13 protein-coding genes are annotated in these 16,155 nt (G+C 65.9%); 11 read left to right on the forward strand and 2 right to left on the reverse strand.

The features are described from left to right. From Q5064_RS05845 to Q5064_RS05880, 8 genes are all read left to right on the forward strand, one after another. A partial coding sequence (locus Q5064_RS05845) for an uL13 family ribosomal protein (protein ID WP_302963057.1) occupies positions 1–125 on the forward strand: 125 nt, incomplete at its 5' end. A 2-nt stretch (positions 126–127) separates the two neighbouring features. Beyond that, positions 128–520 (forward strand): 30S ribosomal protein S9, encoded by a 393-nt coding sequence (gene rpsI, locus Q5064_RS05850; RefSeq protein ID WP_302962990.1) that lies wholly within the window; start codon positions 128–130, stop codon positions 518–520. Between the two features lie 267 nt (positions 521–787). Continuing rightward, positions 788–2,305 (forward strand): rhamnulokinase family protein, encoded by a 1,518-nt coding sequence (locus tag Q5064_RS05855; RefSeq protein ID WP_302962992.1) that lies wholly within the window; start codon positions 788–790, stop codon positions 2,303–2,305. A 15-nt stretch (positions 2,306–2,320) separates the two neighbouring features. Continuing rightward, a complete protein-coding gene (locus Q5064_RS05860; RefSeq protein WP_302962993.1) occupies positions 2,321–3,574 on the forward strand; it encodes an L-rhamnose isomerase in 1,254 nt (417 codons plus the stop codon). A 12-nt stretch (positions 3,575–3,586) separates the two neighbouring features. After that, entirely contained in the window at positions 3,587–4,519 is a 933-nt protein-coding gene (rhaD, locus tag Q5064_RS05865) for a rhamnulose-1-phosphate aldolase (RefSeq protein ID WP_302962994.1), read from the forward strand. A gap of 17 nt (positions 4,520–4,536) precedes the next feature. Then, positions 4,537–5,895: an MFS transporter gene (locus Q5064_RS05870; RefSeq protein WP_302962996.1), complete on the forward strand. Its 1,359-nt coding sequence runs from the start codon at positions 4,537–4,539 to the stop codon at positions 5,893–5,895. Between the two features lie 293 nt (positions 5,896–6,188). Next, positions 6,189–7,112 (forward strand): Rpn family recombination-promoting nuclease/putative transposase, encoded by a 924-nt coding sequence (locus tag Q5064_RS05875; protein WP_302962997.1) that lies wholly within the window; start codon positions 6,189–6,191, stop codon positions 7,110–7,112. A gap of 371 nt (positions 7,113–7,483) precedes the next feature. Further along, positions 7,484–9,574, forward strand: a complete 2,091-nt coding sequence (locus tag Q5064_RS05880; protein WP_302962998.1) for a glutamine synthetase III — start codon at positions 7,484–7,486, stop codon at positions 9,572–9,574. 261 nt (positions 9,575–9,835) lie between these two features. Here the strand turns inward: Q5064_RS05880 and Q5064_RS05885 are convergent, their stop codons facing one another. Both Q5064_RS05885 and Q5064_RS05890 read right to left on the reverse strand, forming a co-directional pair. Next, a complete protein-coding gene (locus tag Q5064_RS05885; protein WP_302962999.1) occupies positions 9,836–11,902 on the reverse strand; it encodes a tetratricopeptide repeat protein in 2,067 nt (688 codons plus the stop codon). A gap of 222 nt (positions 11,903–12,124) precedes the next feature. Further along, complete coding sequence (locus tag Q5064_RS05890) at positions 12,125–12,922, reverse strand: response regulator transcription factor (RefSeq protein ID WP_302963001.1); 798 nt, start codon at positions 12,920–12,922, stop codon at positions 12,125–12,127. 173 nt (positions 12,923–13,095) lie between these two features. On the opposite strand from Q5064_RS05890, the gene Q5064_RS05895 reads away from it, so the two are divergent. Genes Q5064_RS05895 through Q5064_RS05905 form a run of 3 tightly spaced genes read left to right on the forward strand, consistent with a single transcriptional unit; the run spans position 13,096 to position 16,076 of the window. Next, positions 13,096–14,079: an ATP-binding cassette domain-containing protein gene (locus Q5064_RS05895; RefSeq protein WP_302963002.1), complete on the forward strand. Its 984-nt coding sequence runs from the start codon at positions 13,096–13,098 to the stop codon at positions 14,077–14,079. Further along, positions 14,072–15,187, forward strand: a complete 1,116-nt coding sequence (locus tag Q5064_RS05900) for a hypothetical protein (RefSeq protein WP_302963004.1) — start codon at positions 14,072–14,074, stop codon at positions 15,185–15,187. Before Q5064_RS05895 ends, Q5064_RS05900 begins: the two co-directional genes overlap by 8 nt. A 13-nt stretch (positions 15,188–15,200) precedes the next feature. After that, the gene (locus tag Q5064_RS05905; RefSeq protein ID WP_302963006.1) at positions 15,201–16,076 is read left to right on the forward strand and encodes a sensor histidine kinase KdpD; all 876 of its coding nucleotides are present in this window, start codon (positions 15,201–15,203) and stop codon (positions 16,074–16,076) included. Positions 16,077–16,155 lie beyond the last annotated feature (79 nt).

Raw genomic sequence — 16,155 nt, forward strand, 5'->3', positions numbered from 1 at the left:
CCGTGAAGGGCATGCTGCCGAAGAACACGCTGGGCCGTGCGATGGGCAAGAAGCTGAAGGTGTACGTTGGCGCTGAGCATCCCCATATGGCTCAGAAGCCCCGCAAGATTGAGTTGGAGGGTTAATCATGGCAGATGAGGCTTTGTACTACGGCACCGGTCGCCGCAAGAACGCGGTGGCCCGCGTCCGTCTCGTTCCCGGCACCGGCAAGGTGACCATCAACGGTCGCGACGGCGAGGAGTACTTCGGTCGCGAGGCGCTCTTCAACTACGCCATGACCCCCTTCAAGGTGACCGACACCGCCGGCCACTTCGACGTGAAGGCCCGCATCGACGGCGGCGGCGTGTCCGGCCAGGCCGGCGCCCTGCGTCACGGCATCTCCCGCGCCCTGCTGGAGGCCGGCGACTACCGCGACGAGCTGAAGAAGGCTGGCTTCCTGACCCGCGACGCCCGTATGGTGGAGCGCAAGAAGTACGGTCTGAAGAAGGCTCGCAAGCGCCCGCAGTTCTCCAAGCGCTAAGTTTGGAGGCGCGCATCGGCTGCCGATGTCGCGAGATATTGCCTGCAGAAAGCCCGCTCCCCGGAGCGGGCTTTTTTCGTGTCCGAAGCCAGGAGGACTCGTTCCCCGACCTATGGAGTCATTGTTGTTGATTTGTTACAGGCACGCACCTCTTTGGGCACGCGGGCTTGCGGGGGCGCGCCAACTGGTACACTGTGCCGCGCATTATTTCCGATTAGGTGTTTCTCCTGGTAAAAGTTGAGAAATACGCTCAGAGATAGGACGGCTATGGCGCAGCAAGCGCAAGGTGCGCGAACCGACTGCTACGCGGCGGTGGATATCGGGGCCTCGTCGGGCCGCGTGGTGGTGGGCTACGTGGAGGACGGGCTCATCCGCCTTCAGGAGGTGCACCGGTTCGACAACCGCCAGGTGCGCCGCCGGGGGCACGACTGCTGGGACGTGGAGCTGCTGCACACCGAGCTTCTGCGCGGGCTTGCCCGCTGCAAGGAGGAGGGCTTCGCGCCGAAGTCGGTGGGCATCGACACCTGGGGCGTCGACTTCGTGCTGCTGGACGCCGATGACAACCTGGTGGGGGATGCGGTGGCCTACCGCGACGCGCGCACGAACGGCATGTACGAGGTGGCCGACGCCATCATGCCCGCCGCCGAGCTGTACCGCCGCGTGGGCCTGCAGCGCCAGCCCTTCAACACGCTCTACCAGTTTCTGGCCCTCCAGCGCGAGCATCCCGAGCAGCTGGAGGCAGCCGATACCTTCCTCATGATTCCCGATTACCTGAACTTCCTGCTCACGGGCGTGAAGGCCGTGGAATACACCAACGCCTCCACCACGGCGCTGCTGAACGCGGAAACCGGCGCGTGGGACGAGACGGTGATGGAGGCCTTCGGTATCCCGCGGCGGCTCTTCCGCAATGTGACCCACGCCGGCGCCTGCCTGGGGCCGGTGCTGCCCGAGGTGGCCGAGGCCATCGGCTACGACACCCGCGTGGTGCTGCCGGCCACCCACGACACCGGCAGCGCTTACTTGGCCGTGCCGGCTTGCGAGCCGCCGGCGGTGTTCCTCTCGTCGGGCACGTGGAGCCTGCTCGGGGTGGAGAACCGCAGCCCCATCTGCTCGGAAGGCGCCTTCCGCGCGAACTTCACCAACGAGGGCGGCTACCACTTCCGCTACCGCTTTCTGAAGAACATCATGGGCCTGTGGATGATCCAGTCCATCCGCCGCGAGCTGAACGGCATCACCTACGTGGTGGACGAGAAGGCCATCCGCAAGGGACGTCTGCACCAGTACATGCGCGTGGAAGGACTCGGGCACGAGGTGGGGTTCGCCGACCTCATCAAGGCCGCCGACGAGGCCGAGGCTGCCGGCGTGATCGCGTCCATCGTGAACGTGAACGACGACCGCTTTTTGGCCCCCGACTCCATGATCGAGGAGATCTGCGCAGCCTGCGAGGAGGCGGGCCAGCCGGTGCCCGAGACCTTGGGCGAGCTCATGCTCTGCGTGTACGAGAGCCTCGCGCGATGCTACCGCGACGCCATCGAGGGGCTCACGGCGCTCGCGGGCCATGATTACGCCTCCATCAACATCGTGGGCGGCGGTTGCCGCGACGACCACCTGAACCGCCGTACCGCTCAGGTATGCGGACTGCCCGTATATGCCGGCCCCGTGGAGGGCACGGCTCTGGGCAACCTGGCGGTGCAGATGCTCGCCGACGGGGTGTTTCCGCACCTCAAGGCCGTGCGCGCCGCTATTGCCGAGAGTTTTGAAGTTACCAAGGTAGAACCAAAATAGACGAAAGGAAACCCGATGACCACTATGTACGATCTGGCGAAGGACGCCTATGCCGAGCTGGGGATCGACACCGAGGCCGTGATGGCCAAGCTGGCGAAAAAGCCCATCTCGGTGCACTGCTGGCAGGGCGACGACGTGCTCGGCTTCGACCAGGAGGGCGGACTGTCCGGTGGCATCCAGACCACGGGCAACTACCCCGGCCGCGCCCGCACCTTCGAGGAGCTCACGGCTGACTTCGAGGCAGCCATGGCGCTCGTGCCCGGCGCCAAGCGCATCAACCTGCACGCCTCCTACGCCGTGTTCACCGACGAGAACCCCTGGGTCGATCGCGACGCCCTGGAGTACAAGCACTTCGAGCCGTGGGTAAACTGGGCGCGCGAGCACGGTTTCGGCATCGACTTCAACCCCACCATCTTCGGCCACCCCATGATGAACAACGAGCTGTCGCTGTCCTCGCCTGATAAGGCTACGCGCGACTTCTGGATTCGCCACTGCAAGGCGTGCCGCAAGATCTCCCAGCAGATCGCCGAGGCGCTTGACGACGAGACCCTCTGCAACATCTGGATCCCCGACGGCCTGAAGGACGTGCCCGGCGACCGCTACGGCCTGCGCGAGCGGCTGCGCGACTCCCTCGACGAGATTTACGCCGAGAAGTACGACCGCGTGATCGACTCCTGCGAGTCGAAGGTGTTCGGTATCGGCCTGGAGTCCATGACCGTGGGCTCCAACGAGTTCTACCTGGCCTACGCTGCCACGCACCCCGGCGTGTACGACCTGCTGGACATGGGGCACTTCCATCCCACCGAGAACGTGGCCGACAAGCTCTCCGCGCTGCTGCTGTTCTTCGACAAGGTGCCGCTGCACGTGACGCGCGCCATTCGCTGGGACTCCGACCACGTGGTGCTCTTCGACGACCCGGTGAAGGAGATGGCCATGGAAGTGGCCCATTGCCCCGGTGCCTGGGAGAAGGTCATCATCGGGCTCGACTTCTTCGACGCCTCCATCAACCGCGTGGGCGCCTGGGCCGTGGGCACGCGCGCCATGGAGAAGTCGCTGCTGTACGCGCTGTTGCAGCCGGCCGCGCGTCTGAAGGAGCTGCAGGACACCTACCAGTTCACCGAGAAGATGGCGCTGTCCGAGCAGGCCAAGAGCATGCCCTTCGGTGCTGTGTGGGACGAGTACTGCCGCCGCGAGGGCTGTCCGACCGACGGCGAGGTGTATGCTCGCGTGGCCGCCTACGAGGCGAAGAATTTGCCGACCCGTCAGTAAGAGGAGCAACCAATGGCATTTATCGATCAAGCGCAGGATCTGCTGTCGAAGGGGGCCAGTGCGGCCCGCGGGGCGGTGTCGGGCGTGGCGGTGGAGCAGCTCGGCTTCGTGCGCGGTTTCGTGCGCCTGTGCGACGACGGCTGGGGCCAGGGCTGGCACGAGCGCAACGGCGGCAACCTCACCTATCGCATGACCGAGGCCGACGCGAATGCCGCGCGGCCCTTCTTCAACCCGGAGCCGGGCCCGTGGGTTCCCATGGGCGTGCAGGCGGCCGATCTGGGCGGGGCTTTCTTCCTCACCACCGGCTCGGGCCGCTACATGCGCAACGTGGCGGGAGACCCGGCCCACAACATCGGCATCGTGGAGATCAACCCCGAGGGCGATGCCTGGCGCATCGTGTGGGGGCTGACCGACGGAGGGCGCCCCACCTCCGAGTTCCCGAGTCACTTCATGTGCCATGCCGTGCGCATGCGGGCCACCGGCGGCGCCTCGCGGGTGCTCTACCACGCGCATCCCAACAACGTCATCGCCATGACCTTCGTGCTGCCGCTCGACTCGCGCACCTTCACCCGGGCGCTGTGGAAGGCCATGACCGAGTGCGTCGTGGTGTTCCCGGCCGGCGTGGGCGTGGTGCCGTGGATGGTGCCGGGCGGGGCCGACATCGCGCGGGAGACCGCGGCCATGATGGAGACCTTCGACGCCGTCATCTGGGCCCAGCACGGCCTGTTCGCCGCCGGATCCGACTTCGACACCACCTTCGGCCTCATGCACACCGTGGAGAAGGCCGCCGACATCTACGTGCGCGCCCGCTCTATGAACGGGGGTTCCGACGACTTCATGAACACCATCACCGACGACGGCCTTAAGGCCATCGCCCGCGAGTTCGCCATTCCGCTGAACGAGGCCATGCTGGAATCTCCCGCGGCCGGCGAGGGCATCGACTAGAAAGGTTCCAACCAACTATGGCACTGTCCCAAGAGAAAAAAGGCACCATTGCCGTTTCGCTGACCAACTTCCTCGATTCGGGCTGCATCGTGGCCTCGTCGGTGGCCCTGGCCGCCTGGGCCATCGCCTTCAACTTCGACAACGTGTGGGTGTCCATCCTGGGCGCCGTGGGCGCGAACGCCTTCGGCGCGGCGGTGGGTGCGCTCATCGGCGGCTTTCTGGCCGACCGCTTCGGGCGCAAGTTCATCTACACCTACAACCTGCTCGTGTACGCCACCGGCGTGTTCATCATCATGTGCGCGGTGAACCTGCCCATGCTCTGCCTCGGCATCGTCATCTCGGGCCTGTCGGTGGGCGCGGGCGTGCCGTCGTCGTGGAGCTACATCTCCGAGATGTCGTCCTCCACGAGCCGCGCCGCCAACATCGGCATCAGCCAGTTCGCCTGGTCCTGCGGCCCGGCGGTCATCTTCGTCATCGCGCTTCTGTTCTCGTTCGCGTTCCCCACGTTCGGGCCGGACGGCGCGCTGCTGCCCGCGGGCACCTACGGGCCCTTCGACGGCCTGTTCGGCATGCGCCTTCTGTTCCTCATCCTGTTCGTGGTGGCGCTCGTGGCGTGGAATTTGCAGCGCAAGCTTGAGGAGTCGAAGGACTGGACGGAGAAGCAGCAGGCCGGCGCGCCGCGCGATACTTTCGTCCAGATGATGCGCCGGGCGCTCACGAACTCCGTGAACGTGAAGTCCATCGTGTTCCTCGTGGCGGTGTACCTGACGTGGAACATCGTGGCCGGCACCATGGGCCAGTTCATGCCCTACATGTACGCGGCGGCCGGGCACTTGGACGACACCACCATCTCGCTTCTGCAGGCGGTCATGTGGGTGCTCACGGCAGTGGGCTCGCTCGCCATCTTCTCGAAGTTCGGCGACCGCATCCCGCACCGCATCCTGTTCGCGGCCACGGCGCTCATGGCGCTGGCGGCCTGGGTGGTCATGGTGTTCTTCGGCATGCAGCTGCAGGCGGGCACGGCCGATAGCTGGGGCTGGCTCCTGTGGGTGTTCGTGGCGCTGTGGGGCATCTCGGCCGGCTTCTCGGCCCAGTGCTTCTACGCGCTGTGGTCCACCGAGCTCTTCCCGACGCTGTACCGCGGCGGCGTGCAGGGCATCATGTTCTTCCTCGTGCGCGGCGTTTTGGGCATCTGGTCGCTCGTGGCCGTGGCGGGCCTCGGCGTGGAGACGCCCGCGGGCTTCGTGACGGCCGGCATCATCATGTGCGGCTTCCTGTTGGTGTCGCTCGTGGTGGGCGTGGTGTGGTGCCCCAACACCCAGGGCCGCACCCTCGACGAGATCACCGAGGAACGCTACGGCAAGCACATCGACTAGCGAAGCGGCGACATCTTCCAACGCAAACCAAGGGCGACCTCCGGGCCGCCCTTCTTGTTATCAGAGAGTGCCTCGCTTGCCCGGCAGACAATCTCTTCACCTGCCGTTGCCCTTTTCCGAATATTCGGCCGGCATCTTCCAAAAAATAAAACTGATGTTCTAATTTTGCTTGCATTGGCCGGGTTAAGAGATTATAATGAAACAAACGTTCGTAAAGTGCTCGTTGGAGGAAATCTAGGCTGGGGAGCCCCTAACCCGCTTGCGGGGACAGCCGCCGAGAGAAAGGGGCTGCCATGGCCGGTCGACTTCCTATATCCGACAACTTCATGTTCGGGCGCGTGCTCTGCAATGAGGAGGTGTGTCGCGGCTTCCTGGAGCGCGTCCTGGGCACCGACGTGGGCAGCATCGCCTACCTCAACCGGGAGCAGGTGCTCCAACCGGCCGTCGATGCGCGTGGGGTGAGACTGGATGTGTACGCCGAGACGGACGCGGGCGTCGTCGATGTGGAGATGCAGGCGAACCCCCACACTGCTCCAGGTCGCCAGTTGCGCTACTATCAGGCCGGCATCGACTCGGGGCTTATGGATCGCGGTGCCGCATGGAGAGATTTGCGCGACAGCTACATCATCTTTGCCTGCGACTTCGATTGGTTCGGCGCGGGGCTTCCCGTCTACACCTTCGAGAATTTGTGTCGCGAGGATCCGTCGATTAGCGCCGCTACAGGTGCCGTGTGGAAGATCCTGAATGCCCGGGCAGCCGCTTGCGCTCCCACCGAGGGGATGCGCAATCTGCTAGAATACCTCCGAAGGGGTGCCGTGGCCCCAGGCGACAGGCTCGTTGCTGCTATGGCCGCCGAGGTTTCCGCAGCCAATGAGGACAGAGAGTGGGTGGGCTCCGTGATGACCGTAAGAGACCTGATGGAGGAAGTTCGCCTCGATGCTCAAGAGCAGGGTCTGGCCGAAGGCAGGGCGCAAGGCATCGCTGAGGGTAGGGCCGCGGGTCTGGCCGAGGGTCTGGCCGAGGGTCTGGCCGAGGGTCTGGCTGAGGGCAGGGTCGAGGGCATGGCCCAAGGCCGCGAGGAAGGACGTGCGGAGCTTGCCGCCCGCATGGCGGCCCTCGCTGCTCGGCTCGCGGAGGAGAATCGCACCGAGGATGCCTTTGCCGCTATGGCCGATCCTGCAGCGGCGGAAAGGCTTTTCCGAGTTTATGGTCTATAGCGGGCCTCTATCTCACTTCATGTAGAAAGCGCATGGCGCAACGCGAGCGTTGTTGTGGAGCGCGTGACGGATTCGTGCCCCGATGTGGTGCTCGTAGCGGTTGGAGGCGATTCAAGCAGTCGGTTTCTTGAGCCGGCGGCCACGGTGTAGGAAAACGGTGCCGATTACGTCCGCCGTCTCGTCGATCGCGACTCTGCTATCGCTTAAGGGCCGGGCCTTGCGTCGGCGGCTATCGACGCGGCGATTTCCTTCCCGAAAACCTCCCGACGCAATGCGCCGTTAATTTGGTCAATGCGCCGATGAGAGGCGAGGCAGGGGCGTGTCATGGTATTCTTGCCCCACCATTTCGCAGCGAAGGAGATAGGGTCCCTATGTCGAAAGTCACCGATATCTACGGATCTATGGTGTTCAACGAGCACACGATGCAGGAGCGCCTGCCGTCTGCCACCTACAAGCAGCTCATGCGCACCATTAAGGGCGGCGAACCGCTCGACATCGACGTGGCCAACGTGGTGGCGCACGCCATGAAGGAGTGGGCCATCGAGAAGGGCGCCACGCACTTCACGCACTGGTTTCAGCCGCTGACGGGCATCACCTCCGAGAAGCACGACAGTTTCATCGACCCCACGCCCGACGGCCGTGCCATCATGACCTTCTCGGGCAAGGAGCTCATCCAGGGCGAGCCCGACGCCTCCAGCTTCCCCTCCGGCGGCCTGCGCGCCACTTTCGAGGCCCGCGGCTACACGGCGTGGGATCCCACCTCCTATGCCTTCATCAAGGACGAGGTGCTCTGCATCCCCACCGCCTTCTGCAGCTACACCGGTGAGGCGCTGGACAAGAAGACTCCGCTTCTGCGCTCCATGAAGGCCATCGAGTGCCAGGCCAAGCGCGTGCTGGCCCTGTTTGGCGAGACCGGTGAGCGGGTGACCACCACCCTCGGCGCCGAGCAGGAGTACTTCCTCATTTCCGAGAAGGACTACGAGCAGCGCCTCGACCTCATGCTCACCGGCCGCACGCTCTTCGGCTATTCCCCCTGCAAGGGCCAGGAATTGGAAGAGCACTACTTCGGCGCCATCCGCCCGTCGGTGAACGAGTTCATGAAGGAACTCGACGACGAGTTGTGGGCGCTCGGCGTGTCGGCCCGCACGAAGCACAACGAGGTGGCCCCGGCCCAGCACGAGCTGGCTCCCATCTTCGCGGAAACGAACCGCGGCGTGGACGAGAATCTGCTCACCATGGAGAAGATGAAGCTTCTGGCCAGCCACTACGGGCTGGTATGCCTGCAGCACGAGAAGCCCTTCGAGTTCATCAACGGGTCTGGCAAGCACAACAACTGGTCCATTTCCGCCGACGGTAAGAACCTGTTCGACCCAGGCGAAAACCCCATGCAGAACCTGCGCTTCTTGGTGTTCCTCACCTGTGTGATCGAGGCGGTGGACGAGTACCAGGAGCTTCTGCGTATGTCGGCCGCCAGCGCCGGCAACGATCATCGTCTGGGGGCCAACGAGGCTCCGCCGGCCATCGTGTCCATGTTCTTGGGCGATGAGCTGGGGGCCATCGTGGACGCACTGGTGGACGAGCACGACTATTCGTCGGCCGAGCGCGTGTCCATGGACCTCGGCGTGGACGTGCTACCGAACTTCATCAAGGATAACACCGACCGCAACCGCACGAGCCCCTTCGCCTTCACCGGCAACAAGTTCGAGTTCCGCATGCCCGGCTCGGCGCAGAACCTTTCGGACGTGAACATGGTGCTGAACACGGCCATGGCGAAATCGCTCAAGGGCTTCGCTGATGCCATGGAGTACGTTGCCGTGGATGACTTCGAGGCGGCTGCCATCGACTATGTCAAGCGTACCTTGCGCGACCACGAGCGTATCATCTTCAACGGCGACGGCTACGCTCACGAGTGGGAGGAGGAGGCCGCCCGTCGGGGTCTTGCGAACCACCGCACCACCGCCGATGCGCTGCCCTGCCTGGTGGATCAGAAGTCCATCGATCTGTTCGCCGAGTTCGGCGTGCTCACCGAGACCGAGGTACGCAGCCGCTACGAGGTGAAGCTGGAGAAGTACAACAAGATCATGAACATCGAGTGCCGGGTGATGAAGCGCCTGGTTCGTCGCGACTACCTGCCGGCCATCAACCGGTACGCGGCCAAGCTCGCCCACGGTATCACCGCCATCAAGGAGGTGCTGCCCGACGGCGATACCTCGTTCATGGAGGAGAAGCTGCGCCGTCTCGTGGCTGGGGCGGCCGAGATCAACATCCAGCTGGAGAAGCTGCACGCCCTGCACCGTGCCTCGCTTGACATCGCCGACCAGCAGGAGCGCGCGAACATGAACGCTCACGAGATCGTGCCGGTGATGGACGCGCTGCGCCACGCCGTGGACGAGATGGAGATCATCGTCGAGCGCGAGGCCTGGCCCGTGCCGACCTACAACGAGATTCTGTTCTACGCGTAAGAAGACGTGCTTGTCCGGCAACGGCCGGGCGGCATGCCTCCATGCTCAGACAGTCCTCGCTTGGTGGAAGTGCCTGCGGGGCACTTCCAGTCGCTGCGGAACTGCGCGTGGAGACACGCCGCCCGGCCGTCGCCTACGGGGATCCTCGCTGATTTCCTGGGGCGCATCCCGGAGCCGATAGGAATATATACGAAAAGGGCCCGCACTGCGGGCCCTTCGTGGGTTTGGGGTATTTTGTAGGGGCGGTCTTCAGCCGACCTCTTACACGCCCTGGCGGAGGCTGGCGGCTACGGCGTGGAGGATGTCGTTGCGCTGGGTGCTTGCCACGAGGCTCGCGAGCGGGGCGGCGGCGAGCGGCATGTTCTGGTCGCAGAGCAGCACGAGGGCGCGGCCGACCACTTCCATCACATCGTCGAGTGGCGCGAGCGGCACGCCGGCGGTGCGCAGGCAGGCCGTGGGATCCCAATCGTTGCCCGGCACGTCGTTGCCCATCTCGCCGATGAGGTCGTTGCGCTCGCGCAGGCCGGCCTCGCCCATAGGGCTCGCCTCGGGCACACGCAGGTAGCAGGCCAGCGCCTCGCGCAAACGCCCGGTCTGCCAGTAGGCGAAGGCCAGACGGTAGAAGATATAGGAGATGTCGTTGCCCGTCACGGCAATGCGCAGGGCATCCTTGGCCACCTCGATGATGCGGTCGTAGTGCTCGCCTTCCGCAAAGCAGGTGATGAGGTCGTTGTAAGCCGGCGCGCTCGTGGGCGCCAGCTCGATGCACACGCGGGCCTGGGCCTCGGCGGCATCCAAGTCTCCCATGTCGCGGTAGATGCGCGACAGCGACGAGCGCGCCGCCTGCCCGATGTCGGACACGCGCTGGTAGCGCACCGCCGGGTCGCTGTCCGCGAGGCTCACCAGATAACGGGCGAACACGTTCTCGCAGTACAGGGGCTTCACCGTCACGCCGGACTCGCGCAGGGCGCGCGCGGCCTCGTCCTCTTCGGTGACCTTGGTCGTCTCGGCGACGATATCCTCCAGCTGGGCCACTGCCAGAAGCAGCGAGTCGTCCTTCTCCTCCATGATGGCGCGGTAGCGGGCGCCCAGGTCGGCATCCTGCTCGCTCATCACGTCCAGCTCGCTCACCGTGTCGGCGTGCAGCAGGTCACGCAGCTCGGGCGACAGCTCGCGGTCGTCCTCGGCCACAGGCGTGCGCACCACGGCCAGTTCCACCTCGAGCGGCTCCACCGGCTGCAGGCTGCCGTCGTCGGCCAAGTTGAGGGCGCTGTTCTGCAGGTGCAGCATGTCGAAGAGGGCCGCCGGGTCGCAGGCGGTCTCGGGCGCGCTGAAGCGCCCGTCGCGGATGGCGGCCATGGTGCCCATGGTGAACGGGATGCGGCCGAACTCCAGCGACATGACGGTGGCGCCGGCGATGGAGCCCTCCTTCCCGTTCACGACGACGCGAGTCACACCCACCGAGGAGCCGAAGGCGGCCGAGGCGATGAGCGCGGCCAGGCGCAGCCCGTAAGCGGCGGCAGCACCGGTGCGCTGGGCGGACACGTCGACCCACTGGCCGCAGGCCTCGTCGAAGCGCGACTTGGGGAACACGTCGGGCGCGGGCATGGACACGTCGGCCACGATGGTGCCGGTGCCGGAATCGCAGATAAAGCGGTACTCCAGGCGGAAGGGGAGCACCATCTCCTCGCAGGCGGTGGCGAAGCGTGTGGACAGATCCCAGTTGCCGCCGCGGGTGCCGGTGGTGCCATATTGGGTGTCGAGCTTGTTGTCGCGGTCGGCTGCGCCGAGATAGCGGCCGGCGTCGTTGGCGATGGAGCGCAGCACGCGCCAGTCGGCCTCGCTGCACTGGCCCTCGGTGAAGGCGCTCGCCGGCACCGCGCCGTTGTCGTCCTCCATGATCATCGAGATCATGGCCAAGCGATCGAGCACTGACTCGATGCGCAGAATGGTGCCGCGCGCGCCGGCGCTGATGGTGCTGTCGTCGAAGACCGACCAGAACAGGTTGGTGGTGTTCAGCCGACGCAGCTCCACCGGGTGTTCCACGGCGATGGCGCGCAGGCTCGGCGCCTCGGCGTCGGACAGCAGCCGGGCGGCGTAGGCTTCGAAGCCCGAGGCGGGGTTGGCGGCGTCGGCCATGGACACGCGGAACAGCAGCCCGTCCACGGCGTCGGGCAGCGGCGCGGCGGTGAACTCGCCCAGCACGTCGCGCGTGGTTTTGCCGCCCGCGTCGGCCGTGGCGCCCTCGCCGGAGCGCGATGCGTCGCCTGGGGTCCCTTCGCCCCCGTCGCGGTTACCGTTGTTCTTCTTACGGAAAAAGTCAAACACCCTGTGCTCCTTCCCATGGGGAAGTTGTAGAAGTCAAGTCTGCTCATTGTCCCATATCCCCGCGTCAATAGGAAGGGAAGCTTGGGGAAATCGTCCGACCTCACCACACGCCCACAGCGGTCTGGGCGTGATGAGCGGCCGGAACGCGGCGCGTGGACAGCGACGGGATGGAGGCGTGGGGAAGGCGACGTTCAGTGCGGCCGCGGGCGGCTGCGCTTGCGGTCAGTCGAGGGAGAGTTTGTAGCCGAGGCCCCAGACGGTTTGCAGGTAGCCGTCGGTGCCGGTGGGCTTCAGCTTGCGGCGCAAGTTCGATACGTGCACGTTCACGGTTGAGTCCTCGACCGAGTACGGCTCGCCCCAGGCCAGCTCGAACAGCTCCTGCTTGGTGAACACCTTCTGGGGGCGCCCCATGAGCAGCTCCAAGATGCTGAACTCAGTGCGCGTGAGCGCGACGGGCGTGCCGGCCACGGCGAAGACGTGCCCGTCAGGATCGAGCTCCCAGTCGCGGAAGCGCAGTGGGGAACGCCTCGGCGCGGAAGCTGGGGCGTTCGGCCCGATGCCCCCTTCGCCGCCGGTTCCCGGTGCTGCGGCGCTCTCGTCGCCCGCTTCCGACACGGCGGCCGCCTCTGCCTCGCGCCTGCGATGGCGCATCTGCACGTTCACGCGGGCGGTGAGCTCATCAAGATCGAAGGGCTTGGTGAGGTAGTCGTCGGCGCCGAGGGTGAGCAGCATGACCTTGTCGGCCGGGGTGATGCGGGCCGAGATGACGATGACGGGCAGCGTGGCGCTCGTCGCGCGGATGCGCCCAACGATATCCTCGCCCGTTGTGCCCGGCAGCATGAGATCGGTGATGACTAGGTCGAAGGGTGCGCTGCCATCGCCGCGCTCCAGGTGCAGCATTCCCTCGGTGCCGGAGAAGGCGCCGGTGCAGCGGTGGCCCTGACGCTCAAGATGGGCGCAGACCACCTCGTTGATGGAGGGATCGTCCTCGATGACCAGTATGCGCAGCGATTCGCTCATGGGGCCAGCATAATACGGCGGCGCGATCTGCGCGACTCTTCTTCAAACTTTCTTAAATCTTCGGCAGAGGTTTCTTAAATTCCGCGCTGCACACTGAGTTGCGTTGGAAATGCGGTATACCTGAAACGCGAAAGGAGAGGCACCATGGAGCGTGCGAGGGAAAGGGTCGCATCATGAACGCGATAGAGACGCGCGGGCTGTCCAAGGTCTATGGTGGGCGGCGCGTGGTAAGCGATTGCGACATGACCGTGGCCGCGGGCGACATCTACGGTTTCGTAGGGAAGAACGGCGCGGGAAAGTCGACGGTCATGAAGATGATCTGCGGGGCGGTGGCCCCGGACGGCGGCGAGGTCGTCCTGTTCGGCGGGGTGGCCGGAAGCGCGGCTGCAGGGAACGTTCCGGGCGGCGTGGGCGTTGGCGGCTCGGCGGCCGGCGGCTCGGCTGCCGGCAGCTCGGCCACGCGGCGTATCGGCACGCTCATCGAGGAGCCGGGGCTTTTGCCGAACCTGTCGGCCTACCGCAACCTCATGGCCAAGGCGCTCGCCTGGGGCATTGTGGACGCGCCGGCCCGCTGCGAGGAGGTGCTGCGTCTCGTGGGGCTGCAGGGGGCGGGGAAGCGCAAGGTGCGCGGCTTCTCCCTCGGCATGAAGCAGCGGCTGGGGCTCGCCCTGGCGCTGCTGGGCAACCCCGATGTGCTGCTGTTGGACGAGCCGTTCAACGGGCTCGACCCCGAGGCCACCCGCGCCATGCGCAACCTCATCGTGCGCCTGAACCAGACTCTGGGCATCACGGTGGTGGTGAGTTCGCACGTGCTCGACCAGCTGGATCGCATGGCCACGCGCTACGGCGTGATCGCCGACGGCCGTCTCGTGCGTCAGATGAGCGCCGAGGAAATGGCGGCGGAATGCGGGTGCAGCCTGCGCGTGCGCACGGCGGACACGGCCCGGGCTCTCGCGATCCTGCAGGAGGCCTTCCCCGCTGTGGCGTTTCGCGCCGAGCCGGACGGGGCGCTTGTGGCCACGGGCGCCTACGACGTGGAGGCTGTGGCGCGGGCACTTCAGGCCGCTGGCCAGGTGGTGCTGGAGTTCTCCCAAGAGCACCGCGACATCGAGGAGTACTTCGTCTCGCTGATGGAAGGGGGCGCAAGCCATGTTTAACCTGCTGAAGTCCGATGTGTACCGGCTGGTGCACGGCAAGATGCTGTGGGTGGCCACCGGCGTGCTCGTGGGGCTCATCGTGCTGGGCGTGGTGCTTTTGAGCGCGGTGTCCGCTCCGCAGTTCCTCTACGATGCGGCCCGGATGAGCGCGACAGCGACCGTCTACGGCACGGAGGGTGCCGATATCGACCTGGATGCCGCGCCCGATGAGGCGCTCGCCCCGCTCGCCGATGCTACGGCGGAGGACCGCGAGCGTGCCATGGATGCCGCCATCGACAACGCCGCCGAGGCCGCTGCCCGCGAGGCGAGCGGAGGCGAAGACGGCACCGACGGGGTAGACGGAGCCGACGCGGCCGAGGACGAATACCTCTACGGGATGCTCTTCGAGGATCCTGAGAACCTGACTATGGCCGACTTCGAGGCGGCCTCCCGCGAGATGCGCACCTTCGACTCGCCTCTGGACATGCTCGGCGACTCGCTCGTGTCGGGCGGCCTGCTCGGGGCACTCGTAGCCCTGGTGGTCGCGCTGTTCTTCGCGAGCGACTTCTCCACGAGGTTCGTGCGGAACCTGCCCTTGGACCGGCGCGGGCGCGTGTCTTACTACGGCGGCCGCCTGGTGCTCGTGGGGCTGATCGCGCTGTACTTCCTCGCCGTGGGCTGCCTCGTGAGCATCGGTGGATTCCTGCTTGCCGGCTTCACGTTCGCGACGTTGAACACCGTGGCGGAGGTAGTGGCGTTCGTGGGCCTCAGCTGGCTGTGCGTTACAGCCTACGGGTGCCTGACGGCGGTGCTGGTGTGGATGAGCCGCAGCGCCGGGGCCGGCGTGGCCTTCGCGCTCGTGGTGGCCACGGGCATTGCGGGTACCCTGGTGGGAAGCCTGCTGCAGAATCTCGGCATGGCGCTGCCCGTGCTCGCGCAGATTCAGCCGTGGCTGTTGGCCACGTGCATGAACCACGATTTGGCCCTGCCCGCCGCATCGCTGCTTGCTGCCCCCGAGGGTTCGGTGTTCGGAATGCCGCTTGCGGTTCAGATTGCCCTGGTCGGCGTATTCTGGGTCGCGGTGAGCGCGGCGGTGTCGCTGGGCGCGCTGCGCAAGCGCGACGTGTAGGAGGGGAAGGTTCATGACGCTGGCGGTGTGCTTCGGAGGTTTGGCGCTGTGCGCGCTTATCGTGCTGCTGCTGTACGGCCGCGAGCTGAGGCGCATGGCGGCGTGGCTGCGAACACGCGATGCGCGCTCGAACAGCCGCATGGCCACCGAGATGCCCGGTGCGGGCTTTGCCGACCTGGCCCGGGCGGTGAACGGCGCGCTGGATGCGGGCGCCGCCGAGCGTCGGGAGGCCGCCGCCGAGCGCCGTCAGTTCCAGCGCGATCTGGCGAGCCTCTCCCACGATATCCGCACGCCGCTCATGGGCGCGGCCGGCTATGTCTCGCTGGCCGCCGACGAGCCAGACGAGGATCGTCGCGCCCACTACCTGGGAGCCGCGCGCACGCGTCTGCAAGATATGGAAGGGCTGCTGAACTCGCTGTTCGCCTACGCCCAGGCAAGCGACCCGGACGCTGATATGGATATGCGTCCTGTGGCGGTGATGCCTGTGCTCGCCACGGTGCTGGCCGGGCAGTTCCCTGCCTTCGAGGAGCGCGGCTGGGAGCCGCAGGTGCGCTTCGCCGACGAGTCGTTCACGGTGGAGGCCGACGAGGCGGCTCTTGGACGCATGGTGGAGAACCTGGTGAGCAACGCTTTGCGCTACGGGGCAGCGGCGCCATCCATCACCCAGGAGGGTCGCACGCTCGTGTTTGCCAACGCGGTGGCCGACCCCGGGGCCTTGGATACGGCCCGCCTCTTCGAGCGCTTCTACCGGGCCGATGCCGCCCGGGCCCAAAGCGGCGCGGGGCTCGGTCTTGCCGTGGTGAAGAGCCTCGCCGCCGCCCAGGGCATTAAGGTTTCCGCCGTCCTTGAGGGCGACATGCTTGCCATTACGCTGGAGTTTCCCCGCTGACGATTTGAGGCAGCGCGATCGGTTGGTTGTTTCCGCTGTTCAAAAGTACCGTTTGAGATTTTCGAGGACTTCCATTTGG

The organism is uncultured Adlercreutzia sp., assembly GCF_958431955.1.
In the GTDB taxonomy this organism is placed as follows: domain Bacteria; phylum Actinomycetota; class Coriobacteriia; order Coriobacteriales; family Eggerthellaceae; genus Adlercreutzia.

What these genes read in the sequence shown, in the direction of transcription:
- rpsI (WP_302962990.1), top strand. Translation starts at nt 128, where the DNA reads ATGGCAGATGAGGCTTTGTACTACGGCACCGGTCGCCGCAAGAACGCG.
- Q5064_RS05855 (WP_302962992.1), top strand. Translation starts at nt 788, where the DNA reads ATGGCGCAGCAAGCGCAAGGTGCGCGAACCGACTGCTACGCGGCGGTG.
- Q5064_RS05860 (WP_302962993.1), top strand. Translation starts at nt 2,321, where the DNA reads ATGACCACTATGTACGATCTGGCGAAGGACGCCTATGCCGAGCTGGGG.
- rhaD (WP_302962994.1), top strand. Translation starts at nt 3,587, where the DNA reads ATGGCATTTATCGATCAAGCGCAGGATCTGCTGTCGAAGGGGGCCAGT.
- Q5064_RS05870 (WP_302962996.1), top strand. Translation starts at nt 4,537, where the DNA reads ATGGCACTGTCCCAAGAGAAAAAAGGCACCATTGCCGTTTCGCTGACC.
- Q5064_RS05875 (WP_302962997.1), top strand. Translation starts at nt 6,189, where the DNA reads ATGGCCGGTCGACTTCCTATATCCGACAACTTCATGTTCGGGCGCGTG.
- Q5064_RS05880 (WP_302962998.1), top strand. Translation starts at nt 7,484, where the DNA reads ATGTCGAAAGTCACCGATATCTACGGATCTATGGTGTTCAACGAGCAC.
- Q5064_RS05890 (WP_302963001.1), bottom strand. Translation starts at nt 12,922, where the DNA reads ATGAGCGAATCGCTGCGCATACTGGTCATCGAGGACGATCCCTCCATC.
- Q5064_RS05895 (WP_302963002.1), top strand. Translation starts at nt 13,096, where the DNA reads ATGAACGCGATAGAGACGCGCGGGCTGTCCAAGGTCTATGGTGGGCGG.
- Q5064_RS05900 (WP_302963004.1), top strand. Translation starts at nt 14,072, where the DNA reads ATGTTTAACCTGCTGAAGTCCGATGTGTACCGGCTGGTGCACGGCAAG.
- Q5064_RS05905 (WP_302963006.1), top strand. Translation starts at nt 15,201, where the DNA reads ATGACGCTGGCGGTGTGCTTCGGAGGTTTGGCGCTGTGCGCGCTTATC.